At 54.2% G+C, this 12,470-nt stretch carries 13 protein-coding genes; all 13 read right to left on the reverse strand.

Annotation, left to right across the window (positions count from 1 at the left end; genetic code table 11):
- Positions 1 to 146: 146 nt before the first annotated feature.
- Positions 147 to 860, reverse strand: a complete 714-nt coding sequence (locus HCZ99_RS17215) for an SDR family NAD(P)-dependent oxidoreductase (protein WP_167448247.1) — start codon at positions 858 to 860, stop codon at positions 147 to 149.
- Positions 857 to 2,317, reverse strand: coding sequence for an amidophosphoribosyltransferase (gene purF, locus HCZ99_RS17220; protein ID WP_167448248.1), 1,461 nt, complete (start codon positions 2,315 to 2,317; stop codon positions 857 to 859). The genes HCZ99_RS17215 and purF overlap by 4 nt, the downstream gene beginning before the upstream one ends.
- Positions 2,318 to 2,381: 64 nt before the next feature.
- Positions 2,382 to 3,068, reverse strand: a complete 687-nt coding sequence (locus HCZ99_RS17225) for a CvpA family protein (protein ID WP_167448249.1) — start codon at positions 3,066 to 3,068, stop codon at positions 2,382 to 2,384.
- Positions 3,069 to 3,136: 68 nt separating this feature from the next.
- Entirely contained in the window at positions 3,137 to 4,549 is a 1,413-nt protein-coding gene (radA, locus tag HCZ99_RS17230; RefSeq protein WP_167448250.1) for a DNA repair protein RadA, read from the reverse strand.
- A gap of 84 nt (positions 4,550 to 4,633) precedes the next feature.
- Positions 4,634 to 5,410 (reverse strand): ABC transporter ATP-binding protein, encoded by a 777-nt coding sequence (locus HCZ99_RS17235; protein WP_167448251.1) that lies wholly within the window; start codon positions 5,408 to 5,410, stop codon positions 4,634 to 4,636.
- 16 nt (positions 5,411 to 5,426) lie between these two features.
- Positions 5,427 to 6,200, reverse strand: a complete 774-nt coding sequence (locus HCZ99_RS17240; protein ID WP_167448252.1) for an MlaE family ABC transporter permease — start codon at positions 6,198 to 6,200, stop codon at positions 5,427 to 5,429.
- A 60-nt stretch (positions 6,201 to 6,260) separates the two neighbouring features.
- Positions 6,261 to 7,382, reverse strand: coding sequence for an alanine racemase (alr, locus tag HCZ99_RS17245; protein WP_167448253.1), 1,122 nt, complete (start codon positions 7,380 to 7,382; stop codon positions 6,261 to 6,263).
- A gap of 53 nt (positions 7,383 to 7,435) precedes the next feature.
- Positions 7,436 to 8,974, reverse strand: coding sequence for a replicative DNA helicase (locus HCZ99_RS17250; RefSeq protein WP_167448254.1), 1,539 nt, complete (start codon positions 8,972 to 8,974; stop codon positions 7,436 to 7,438).
- A gap of 393 nt (positions 8,975 to 9,367) precedes the next feature.
- Positions 9,368 to 9,682: an NIPSNAP family protein gene (locus HCZ99_RS17255; RefSeq protein ID WP_167448255.1), complete on the reverse strand. Its 315-nt coding sequence runs from the start codon at positions 9,680 to 9,682 to the stop codon at positions 9,368 to 9,370.
- Positions 9,683 to 9,816: 134 nt separating this feature from the next.
- The gene (gene rplI / locus HCZ99_RS17260; protein WP_167448256.1) at positions 9,817 to 10,428 is read right to left on the reverse strand and encodes a 50S ribosomal protein L9; all 612 of its coding nucleotides are present in this window, start codon (positions 10,426 to 10,428) and stop codon (positions 9,817 to 9,819) included.
- Positions 10,428 to 11,366 (reverse strand): DUF2232 domain-containing protein, encoded by a 939-nt coding sequence (locus HCZ99_RS17265; protein ID WP_167448257.1) that lies wholly within the window; start codon positions 11,364 to 11,366, stop codon positions 10,428 to 10,430. Before HCZ99_RS17265 ends, rplI begins: the two co-directional genes overlap by 1 nt.
- A gap of 48 nt (positions 11,367 to 11,414) precedes the next feature.
- Entirely contained in the window at positions 11,415 to 11,648 is a 234-nt protein-coding gene (rpsR, locus tag HCZ99_RS17270) for a 30S ribosomal protein S18 (protein ID WP_007090355.1), read from the reverse strand.
- Between the two features lie 22 nt (positions 11,649 to 11,670).
- Positions 11,671 to 12,048 carry a 30S ribosomal protein S6 gene (gene rpsF / locus HCZ99_RS17275; RefSeq protein ID WP_167448258.1) on the reverse strand — a complete coding sequence of 126 codons (378 nt, stop codon included), beginning with the start codon at positions 12,046 to 12,048 and terminating at the stop codon, positions 11,671 to 11,673.
- Between the last annotated feature and the right edge of the window lie 422 nt (positions 12,049 to 12,470).

Here is a 12,470-nt window from a genome sequence, read left to right on the forward strand (position 1 = left end):
GTTCCAGCGTTTTGGTCGACTTGGATGTCGGGTAGGGGATGCACCGATATGTCGTTTCAGGATGCATCACGTGATTGGTGCGTCGATCTGACATAAAAAAGGCCGGGAAGACCCGGCCTTTGATGCGTTTGGTGACGTGTGCGTGTTTAGTACGCGTCGACAACTTCGCCATGTTTGGTGCAATCGCTTGCCGCCAGATCGACAAAGACATCCATGATGTCTTCGGGGGCTTTTAAGGTCTGGGGATCTTCGCCCGGATAGGCTTCTGCACGCATCTTGGTGCGGACGCGTCCCGGATTGACCAAATTTACCCGTACAGACGTTTCTTCCATTTCTTGGGCATAGGACAGCACCAAGCTTTCCAATGCGGCCTTGGTGGACGCATAAAGCCCCCAGAAGGCACGGCCCTTGGCCGCGGCATTGGATGTGACGAAAATTGCCCGGCCCGCGTCAGAAAGCTGCAAAAGCTTGTCCGTGGTGCGGATCAGGTGGAAGTTCGCTGTGACGTTGGTGGCATAGGTGTTTTGGAAGATCTGCGCATCGATGTGACCGACCGGGGCCAATTCGCCCAAAAGGGCGGCATTGCCAACAACGATGTCGAGCTTGCCGAACTTTTCATACAGCGACGGGCCGAGAATATCGATCTTTTCAAACAGCGTCAGGTCAAGCGGCAGCAAGGTAAGCTTGCCACCGGCTTCGCGGACTTCGTCATCAAGTTCTTCAAGTGCGCCGACATTGCGGCCAACCGCAACAACCTGTGCACCCTCGGCAGCAAAACGCTTGGCGATTTCGCGACCGATCCCGTGCGACGCACCGGTGACCAGTGCGACGCGTCCTTCAAGACGTTTGGCGTCACTCATGCGGACTGCCTTTCGACCAACTGGCTCAGCTTGCGGCCTTTGTTTTCAGCATTATGATCCTTAAGACGGATCGGATAATCGCCGGTAAAGCAGGCATCACAGAAAGCTGGGCTTTCGGCGTCACGGCCGGGAAGACCGGTCGCGCGATACAGGCCATCAATGGTAACGAAGGCAAGGCTATCCACACCAATAAGCTTTGCCATGCTTTCGATGTCGTGATTGGCCGCCATCAATTTGTCTTTGGACGGGGTGTCAACGCCATAGAAGCACGGGTTCATGGTCGGCGGGCTGGTGATGCGCATATGGACTTCGGCGGCACCGGCATTGCGGACCAGGTCAACAATCTTGGTCGAGGTGGTGCCACGCACGATCGAGTCATCGACCAGAATAACGCGTTTGCCCTTTAGCTTACCCGGGTTGGCATTATGTTTCAGCTTTACCCCAAGGTGGCGAATCTGATCGGTCGGCTCAATAAAAGTCCGGCCAACATAATGGTTACGGATAATGCCAAGCTCAAACGGGATACCGCTTTCTTCGGCGTATCCAAGGGCGGATGGCACACCGGAATCGGGGATCGGCACGACAACGTCGGCATCAATCGCGGATTCACGGGCCAGTTCACGGCCAATGTTTTTGCGCACGTCATAAACGCTCGTACCTTCGACGATGCTGTCGGGGCGGGCGAAATAGACATGTTCAAAAATGCAGAAACGGGATTTCTGTGGTTTGAACGGTTTGATCGACCGCACGCCATCGTCGGTAATTTCGACAATCTCGCCCGGTTCGACGTCGCGGATAAACTCAGCACCGACGATATCAAGGCCGACGGTTTCCGACGACAGGATATAGGCGTCATTCAGCTTGCCCAGAACCAGCGGACGGACACCAAGCGGGTCACGCACACCAATCAATTTCTTCTGGGTCATGACCACAAGGCTGTAAGCCCCTTCGACCTGACGGATCGCGTCAATCAGACGGTCAACGATCTTTTCGTACAGGCTGGTCGCGATCAGATGAATGAAGGTTTCTGTATCGGCCGTGGATTGGAAAATCGAGCCACGCTTGACCAAACGGTCACGCACAGCAAGGGCATTGGTCAGATTGCCGTTATGGGCAATGGCCAGGCCGCCAAATTCAAAATCCGCAAATAGCGGCTGAACATTGCGAAGGCCCTTACCGCCCGCCGTGGAATAGCGCACATGGCCAACAGCACGGTGGCCGGGCAGGCTTTTGATCACATCTTCTGATCCGAAGATGTCACCGACTTGGCCAGATGCCCGATGTGCCGGGAAATCTTCGCCGTCATAGGACACAATACCGGCTGCTTCTTGTCCACGATGCTGTAGGGCATGCAGGCCAAGGGCCGTCAATGCCGTGGCATCAGGGGATCCGAAAACACCGAAAACGCCGCATTCTTCACGCAGCTTGTCGTCATCAAATGGATTGGTGGTCAGCATGAGTGGGTTCCGCTCTCTCGCCGGTGGCGCAGGGATGCCGCACGCTTTGCGATACCCACACGCCTCACTCGTTAGTGGTCGCCTCAATCAGGCGATCCAGATCATCGCGCGAGGGCCTTGTATACCCGTTTAGGGGCGCGGGTCCAGTCCCTTTTGGTTCCGGGCCCAGAAGTTGACGATAGGTTTGTTCGTTTGCATCGGCTTCACGCTGTGCGCGTTCAAGTTCTTGGGCCGTGGTATCGAACATTTCGTCAGGTGCGAGGCGCATAATCAGGAACGCGCCTTCTTCGAGAACCGGGCGGGTTCGGGCATCGCGCACCCAATCAGGTTGGGATGTCGGCGGCAGAAGCCATGACAGCGCCAAAAACGCCACACACACCAGCACACCGCCGCGCAACAAGCCAAAGACAAAGCCAAGCGTACTATCAAGGCTGTCGAGGCCGGAATTTTGAACCGCCCGGCCAATGCGCCCACTGATGAACGAGAAAATCAGGAAGGAAATCAAAAACAGGCCAATGCCGGTGGCAAGATCAGCAATCAGTTCAGACGGGATCAATTCGCGGACATAGGGACGGGCAACCGGATAGCCATAAAGCGCGCACAGTGCGGCGCCAAGCCAGCCCATCATCGACAGAATTTCGTGGATAAACCCGCGGAAAAAGGCAAAAACCCCCGAGATCAGCACAATGGCGACAATCACAAGGTCAAACACATCACGTGCACCAAGATCGGGAAGGGCGGAGAAATCCATCTATCGGTAAACCTTGTCAGTCTTTGTCTGGGGTTGATGCCCGGTTACGTCACAGGACGAAAGGCCGGTTAATACATGCCTTCGCGCGGGCGTACTTTGTCACGCACATCGTCGCCGAAGAGGTTTACCAAATCCTGAAGATGAGCGATTTCGGTCTGATTAAGGCCCTTAATCGACATCTTTTTCTTGGCCTGCATGCCGGTTTTAGGGGTGTATGCGTTGCCAAAGCCAAGTTTGGTGGCTTCTTTGAGGCGCGATTCGAGTTGACCAACCGGGCGGACTTCACCCGAAAGACCAATTTCACCGACAATCACGGTTTCATTGGGGACGGGTTTATCGGCGACCGCCGAAATCAAGGCGGCGGCAACCGCCATATCGGCCGCAGGTTCGCCCACGCGCAATCCGCCAGCGACATTCAAATAAACATCGAACTGACCAAGGGCGAGGCCACAACGGGCATCAAGCACGGCCAAGATCATGTTCATACGTGCCGAATCCCAGCCGACAACCGCACGGCGCGGGGTTGCCAAGGCTGATTGTGCGACCAGCGCCTGAATTTCCACAAGCATCGGGCGGGTGCCTTCAAGCCCGGCGAAAACGGCGGTGCCACTGACCGGGCTGTCGCGGTCGGCCAAAAACAGGGCAGATGGATTGGGGACTTCGACCAAGCCGGAATCGCCCATTTCAAAGACACCGATTTCATCGGTCGCGCCGAAACGGTTTTTCACCGCACGTAAAATACGGAATTGGTGGCCGCGTTCGCCTTCGAAATACAGGACCGTATCGACCATATGTTCCAACACGCGCGGGCCGGCGATTTGGCCTTCCTTGGTGACATGGCCGACCAGAAGCACGGCAAAGCCACGACGTTTGGCCAGACGGATCAGTTCAAGCGCACAGGCACGAACCTGCGACACGGTGCCCGGCGCACTATCAAGGGTGTCGGCATACATGGTTTGGATCGAGTCAATGACCACGACGTCGTGCGAACTGGCTTCCAGGGTTGTGATAATGTCGCGCAGGCTGGTGGCCGCGGCAAAATCAACCTTGGTTTTGGAAAGGCCCAAGCGGGCAGCGCGCATGCGCACCTGATCGATGGCTTCCTCGCCCGAGATGTAGGCGCATTTATGTTTTGCGGCCATCGCACCGACGGCTTGCAAAAGAATGGTCGATTTACCGATCCCCGGATCACCGCCAACCAAAAGGGCCGATCCCGGCACAAGACCGCCGCCACAGGCGCGATCAAGTTCAGTAATGCCACTGATCATGCGCGGCGGGCTGGCACTTTCGCCTTCGAGGGCGACAAAATCGATGGTTTTTCCCTTGGCCCCGCCGGAAATGCCGCCGGTGGCCTTGGGGCCTTTTTCCACGCGTTCTTCTTCGATGGTGTTCCATTCACCGCAGGCGTCACAATGCCCGGTCCATTTGCGGTATTCAGCACCGCAGTTAGTACAGACGAAACGGCTTTGGGTTTTGGCCACTGAATGCTCCGCAAATCATGTGAAAACGTGGTGTCAGGTGGATGTAAGGTGTAACCGATCCGACCAGATCCGACCTGTTTAAGATCACAGGTGCTTAAGATCAAGGTCAAGCGGGCCTTCGATGTCACCGGCAACGAACTGTTGCAAATAGGGATTGTCGGTCTGGTCAATTTCCGAAACCGGGCCATCCCAAATGATTTTGCCCTGATAGAGCATCGCGACCCGATCGGCAATTTTGCGTGCACTGGCCATGTCATGGGTGATGGTTACAGCACTGGCCCCTAGATCCCGGGTACATTTGACAATCAGATCATTGATGACATCGCCCATGATCGGATCAATGCCCGTGGTCGGTTCGTCAAAGAACAGAATTTCCGGTTCGGTGGCAATCGCGCGCGCCAGGCCAACACGTTTTTGCATGCCACCCGACAAGGATGACGGTGACAGGTTGGCAACATCAGCCGACAGGCCGACATCAGACAAGCGCGCAATCGCAAGATCACGGGCGACTTTTGGCTTCATGCCTTTGCCTTCGATCAGGCCAAAGGCAACGTTTTGCCAAACAGACAGCGAATCAAACAGTGCCGCGCCTTGAAACAGCATGCCGGTTTTTGCCAGCATGTCTTCGTGATCGGATCGGCTGGCCTGCGTCATATCGACGCCATCGACCATGATCGATCCCTTATCGGGGGTCAGAAGCCCCAGAATGCATTTCAGGGTAACGGATTTACCCGTGCCCGACCCCCCAATGATGGCGACAGATTCACCCGCGGCAATATCAAGATCAACACCTTGCAGCACCTTTTTGGTGCCAAAGGCCTTGTGGACATCGCGCAGGGATATTTTGGCAGGGGTGCTCATGATCTGTTTGCTGTCCTTAGCGTGAGAAGAACAGTTCGGTGACGATATAGTTGGCAATCAAGATCAGGATGGAGCTTGATACGACCGCGTTCGTCGTCGCCTGACCAACACCCTGTGCGCCGCCACGTGAGTTATACCCGTGATAGCAACCCATCAACGTGATGATAAAGCCAAACACAGCCGCCTTCACCAGACCCGAAACCACATCAAGCTGTTCAAGATACTGGAAGGTGCTTCGGATATAGGAGGCTTCGTTAAAGCCAAGTTTGTTCACGCCGACCATATAGCCGCCCAGAACACCCAGAATATCGCCAATCAGCACAAGGATGGGCAGGGTAAGCAGACCGGCAATAACGCGCGGGACCACCAGATATTTAAACGGATTGGTCGAAAGGGTGACCAGCGCGTCGATCTGTTCGGTGACACGCATGGTGCCGATTTCAGCCGCAATTGCCGCACCAACGCGCCCTGCAACCATCAGGCCAGCCAAGACCGGGCCCAGTTCGCGGGTCATTGAAATGACGACAACGGTCGCAACCGCACTTTCGGCAGAGAACCGCGAAAAGCCCGAATAAGACTGCAGGGCCAAAACCATCCCGGCAAACAGCGTTGTCATGGCGACAACCGGCAACGAGAAATAGCCGATTTCACGCATCTGTTTGAAAATAAGCCGGAAATAGATCGGCGGGGCAATCATGTGACCAATCGTGCGCCCGGCAAAAACCGTTACGCGCCCGACAAGAGCCAAAAACGACAGAAACATATGGCCAACCGGCGCAAAGATCGGCATTGGAACCTTGATTACCCCTAATTATTGGCCCGCCGATACCGGATGGCCGTTTTTTATCATCTAGCTTTCTGTATAGACCCGACGATAGCGATGTCCAAGAGAAGTTAGAATTTCATACCCTATTGTACCAGCAGCAGATGCAACATCGTCAACCGTCATGTCGTCATCGAGCAGCGATACCATGTCCCCACTTTTCAGCGGCTTACCCGGCACATCGGTGATGTCAACCGTGATGGCATCCATCGATACGCGCCCGGTATAGGGCACTTCATGTCCCTTGATACGCAGTTTTCCATTGTTCGACAAGGAACGAAGCCAACCATCGGCATAACCAACCGCAATGGTGGCAATGCGTGTTTTACGGTTTGCGGTCCAAGACCCGCCATAGCCAACGGCTTGACCCGCCGGGATTTCACGAACTTGTAAAACCTTGGCGTTTAGTGTCACGACCGCGCGCATCGGGTTGTCGGTCTCGGGCGTTGGATTGCCCCCCCAAAGGGCATAGCCCGGACGGCAGAATTCCAGATGGTAATCATCGTCGCGGAAAATGGCCGAGGAATTACAAAAACCGCGCGGTGACGGCGGCAGACGGCGATACCATTTCATGAACAGGTCGTACTGTTCTTTGGTGACCGGGTTGCCATGTTCGTCCGCGGCGACCGGATGGGTCATGTAACCGGCTTTTTCAAAGCCATACAGCAGCGATGAATACCGATCGACCAGATCGCTGACATCTTGGGGCGACAGGCCAAGGCGGCTCATGCCGGTATCAAGATGGATGAATGCCGGGGCCGGGCGTTCGTATTTCCGGCACAGGTTCGACCACCGTTCGATCTGTTCAAGATCGTTCAGGACCGGGATGACATCGTTTTCAATAAAGAATTCTTCGTCACCGGGTAAAACGCCGTTTAGCACCGCGATGCGACCGCCGCCGCGTAAAACCGGGAACAGCTCGGCGGCTTCGTTGGCTTGTGCCACAAAGAACAGTCGGCAGCCCTGCTTTTTGAGGACGGGAACAATCGTTTCTGCGCCAAGCCCATACGCATCGGCCTTTACGACGGCACCACAGGTGCGGCCGGTATAACGCTTGGTCAGAGTTTTATAGTTGTCGGCAACTGCTTTCATATTGATTTGCAGTTCCGCACACTCGGCAGCACGGCCGACGGCGGGAAGAACAGTCATTCGAATTACCCCGTGGAGTCCGTTTATGGATAGATTACTGAGAAAAACTATCCTTATTCATATTCTTCTTCGATGTGATCGAGATCGCCAAATTTCGTATAGTTACCATCGAAGAACAGGCGCACGTTACCCACCGGGCCGTGACGCTGCTTGGCGACGATTAGTTCTGCTGTGTTATAAACGTGGTTCAGCCGTTCTTGCCATTGCGAATAGCGTTCGCCGAATTTATCGGTCGCTTCTTCTGGGCGTTGGGCCGGTTCGGCACGTTCGAGATAATATTGTTCACGATAAATGAACATCACAACGTCGGCATCCTGCTCGATCGAGCCGGATTCACGAAGGTCAGAAAGCTGCGGACGTTTATCGTCGCGCTGTTCGACGGCACGTGAAAGCTGTGACAGGGCCAGGACAGGAACTTCAAGCTCCTTGGCGATGGCCTTAAGCATACGGGTAATTTCCGAGACTTCCTGAACACGGCCATCGCCGCGGAAGTTGGTCGGTGGGGCTAGAAGCTGAAGGTAATCGACCACGATCATGGCAAGGCCGTGCTGACGCTTTAGGCGGCGGCAACGCGTACGCAGGGTCGATACCGGAAGCGCCGGTGTATCATCGATATATAGCGGAACGGTGTTGAGCTCCTGGGTCGCCAGAAGCAGGCGTTCAAAATCCTGCTCGTTAAGGTCACCACGGCGCATGTTATCGCCAGAAACCTCGGCGGCCTGGGATAGCAAACGACCAGCAAGCTGTTCTGCGGCCATCTCAAGCGAGAAAACGGCAACGGCACCCGTACGGGTCTCATCGCGGGTATCTTCGCCTTGTGCGCGGTTTTGATGGGATGCAATCGCGGCATTAAACGCGACGTTCATCGCAAGGGCGGTTTTCCCCATCGACGGACGCCCCGCAAGGATGAGCAAATCTGATGGGTGCAAACCGCCAAGCTTACGGTCGATATCGCGCAAGCCGGTGGTCACACCGACAACACGCCCGGCATTTTTATAGGCGTGGTCAATATTTTCATACGCCTTGGCAAGGGCAGGGCCAAAGGCGACAAAACCCGATTCTGACGAGCCAGAGGTCGCAAGCGAGAACAGTTTTTGTTCGGCTTTTTCGATCTGGTTTGTGGCGTCGGTATCAAGTTCGTATTGGTAGGCGTCATTGACCACGTCTTCGCCAAGCTCAATCAGCTCGCGGCGCAGGTAAAGGTCATAGACCAGCTTGCCGTAATCGGCAGCGTTGATCACGGACACTAGATTGTTTGACAGTTCGGCCAGATATTGCGCGCCGCCAATTTCAGCAAGGTGTTCGTCCTGCTTGAAAAAGGCTTTGAGCGTGACCGGGTTGGCCAGTTGGCCACGTTCGATCAGCTTGCCGCAGGCCTCAAAGATGCGGCCGTGGCGGGCATCCGCGAAATGTTCCGGGCGCAGGATGTCTGAAACGCGCTCATAGGCGGCGTTATTGTTTAGCACAGCGCCAAGCAGGGCTGCCTCTGCCTCGAAGTTGTGCGGCGCCATGCGTTCGAGCACCATATCGGAGCTGTCACCGTGGTCTACATCAAGAGGCGCGAATAGGGCATCTAGGTTGGGATCTGTCATGGGCTGAAAAGGTAGCAGGCATCCGCATGGCCGGAAAGTGCTAATCGCGTTTGCTCATAGCCGGTATTCCGCCAGCGCAGGGGTCGCAAATAGAAAAACAACTCTTAAACAATCCTGGAATACGCAATCGAATAATCTGTTTGGCGGGTTCAGCGCTGAAAATTGATATGGACCGCGCAATAAACAGGGGAATAAGAGGCACCGTCAAATTGCCTTTAACCGAAATGGGACGCAAAATCCGGGCAGGATTGGTCTATGTCTGATAGCTGCTCGTGACAACTGTCTTTTGCATCCCTCGGTGAAACCGAGGGATCTGAACACAGACCAGCACTTCCTGAAATTGAGACAGTAGGTGCTGTGTCTGCTTCCTGATGCAGAGAGAGGTATTGTTAATTATTTTATTGGAGAGAAGTTGGTTGCATACATTATTTTTGTTTCCTGCTTTTCAAGCATCTCCAGGGCCTTGGGCAGAAAATCAGTTTTCCATTCCGCGTCATCATAGAGCGCTTTTCGTTTGAGAGCGCGTTGATCAAGACTATCGTAGCGCCAAATATGGATGACCTGATTGAGCTCGCCGATATCGGTAAACCAGTAACCAACCAGTTCAGCGTAACGTTTGAGGATCGGCAGGCCTACGGACTCAAAATGGTCCATATAGGCGCCGATCCAGCCGGGCCGGATCGTATAGGTTCGCATTTCGAAATACATTCAGCAATTTTCCTTGTCTTGAGATATGTCAGGCAGATCGCCGGTTGTTTGCATACAGTGAAATTCGGGCAAAAGAAAACGGCACATCCGTTAGGACATGCCGTTTCCCAAAAGCCGTCGAAAAAGACCAGCGCTTAGGCGTTGGTTTGTTCTTCGTTCGGAGCATCTGCAGACGCTTCTTCAGGGACTTCCCCTTCGAAGAGTTCTTCAGCAGCTTCAAGAGCTTCTTCTTCTTCCGCTTCCATTTCCTCGATGGTGCCAAGGACAGCAGAACCTTTACGGAGCTGTTCAGCGGCATCTTCTTCGGAACGTGCAACGTTGGCGGTCACTTCAACAGCGACTTCCGGGTGCAGGTTGATTTTTACCTGGTGCAGACCAAGGTTTTTGATCGGCTGATCAAGAACAACCTGGGTACGGGCAACAGTGAAGCCTGCTTCGGTTACTGCGTTTGAAATGTCACGCGCGGTTACCGAGCCGTAAAGCTGGCCAACGTCGGATGCCTGACGAACGAGGGTAACAGCAAGTTCACCCATGTTCGAGGCAACCGCTTCGGCTTCTTTGCGGCGGTCAAGGTTGTCAGCTTCGAGCTGTGCTTTCTGTGCTTCAAACACCGAAAGGTTTGCTTTGGTTGCACGAAGGGCCATGCCCTGCGGCAGCAAGCGGTTGCGGGCGTGGCCCGGCTTGACAGTGACTACGTCACCCATCTGACCGAGTTTTTCTACCCGCTGGAGCAGAATAACTTCCATCACCGATCCTCCTCATTGCTACGGGTCATCGGTTCTTTCCCCCGCAGCCTGATTAAATGCTCAACAATTCCAAGTCCGGTGATCGCAACAAACGACCAACTAGACAGAACCGCGACGATGTAAAACACCGTCAGAATCATACGTTTTTGCGGCCATCGGGCTGCCTGCCCATGTACCAGTGCCAATCCCTGAAACAGGAACGGCACCGCCAGTACCACCGCGACGTTTCGCGCCACATAAGCCAGTGAACCATCGGCAAAGCCGACCGTAAAACCAGCCAAGGCAAACGCAAATAATGACCAACCAGGCAAGGCAAAAGCCGATAATTTTGGTGTCGGACGCAGGTTTTTGCCTGCACGTACCAAAATTGCCTGTGCGATTGCGGCATTGGCAAACAGCATTAAAAGCCAGCTTACCGCAGCAATCGCCGGGAAATACGTCTGGAACATCCCAATCAGACCCTGAACATCGGACGTCATAGGGACGCCCATTTCCGAGTACATCTGGTTTAGGAATTGCGAAATGAATTCCTGAATATCCAGACCTTCCGCCGTCAGTGTTCCGGTAATGAAAATCATCACCGTCGCGACCATGACGGCCATGACGCTTACGACAATTCCGGAAGGCAGAAAGGCAACTTTGCCATTTTGATCCTTCCGAATGACCAGCGCCATGCGGGTCAACAACATCGCCGGTCCGGCAAACACGACCAAAAAGACCGTGAAAGGCAGTAATCCCCCCAAAAGAATAAGGGCACTACATGCGGCAAATGCCGCAACCAGCAGGCGTTTGGGCCCTTGCCACAACCCCGTAAGGAGAAGTGGCAGATGCCCGAAATATGAGAGCAAAAGCGCAACCGGGTTACCCGAAAGAACCAGAAGAAACAGGACGGCACTGCCTAGTCCTGCGCCAATAGCTATTAGGGTGTCACGTTGCATCATTTACTCCCGGCCCGAGACCAGTAAACGGGTCTCTTGCCGACTGCCTCAGACCTGATCTGAGTAAGGCAGCAGCGCCAGGAAACGTGCACGTTTAATGGCTTTTGCCAGTTCGCGCTGTTTCTTGGCCGAAACCGCAGTGATACGGCTCGGAACGATTTTGCCGCGTTCGGAAACGAAACGCTGCAGCAGTTTGACATCTTTGTAGTCAATCTTCGGCGCATCCGCACCCGAGAACGGGCAGGTTTTGCGACGACGGAAAAACAGACGACGTCCAGCCATGATATAATCTCCTCGCTATCTGTTAGCCGTTTTGACGGGGACCGCCGCGACGATTACCGCCACGACCGCCGCGCTCGTCGCGGTTACGCAGAATTGCTGACTGCTCTTCTTCGAACTCGTCAACTTTGACAGTCATCTGACGCAGAACGTCTTCGTTCAGGCGCATCTGACGCTCATATTCCGCGATCGTTGCGTGATCGGCTTCAATCTGGAAGAGAGTATAGTGGCCTTTGCGGTTCTTCTTGACACGGTATGTCAGGGAACGCAGACCCCAATATTCGGTTTTAGCAATCTTGCCGCCGAGACCTTCAACGGTCTGGACCAGCTTTTCGTTCAGGCTTTCGACCTGTGCGGTCGAGAAGTCCTGACGTGCGATGAACACGCTTTCGTACTTGCTCATAATACTCCTAATCACTCCTTTTGGCTTATCTCTTCCTGACATGACCTCATGTCATGCAGGCATAGCCGGGCAATCCCGGCAAGGAGCCGTGAGACGGCGGAATATACACTTTTCGCCCATTAGTGCAACGCCAAATGCATGTTTTCCACAGGCGGGCGCATTTCCGTGCAAATGCGCGCTATGCGTTGGTTTTGATCTGTTTCAGGCCATTATCAGCGTGTTTTTAAGTGTTGCACTTTTCAAAGGTCGGTTATGCGTGAAGTGGTTCACACTTGAAACAAAAAGTTCAAGAGAGTACGCCTGTTAGCATTCGTTGGTTCGATAATGCCCGGTTGTTGCTTGGTTTTCCCGTTTAAATCGCGGGTGAATTTCTGGCAAAATCCGTCGGGCTTTTTGTGTTCTTATCGCGAACCAAAACACTG

The organism is Thalassospira lucentensis (assembly GCF_011806425.1).
GTDB lineage: Bacteria > Pseudomonadota > Alphaproteobacteria > Rhodospirillales > Thalassospiraceae > Thalassospira > Thalassospira lucentensis_B.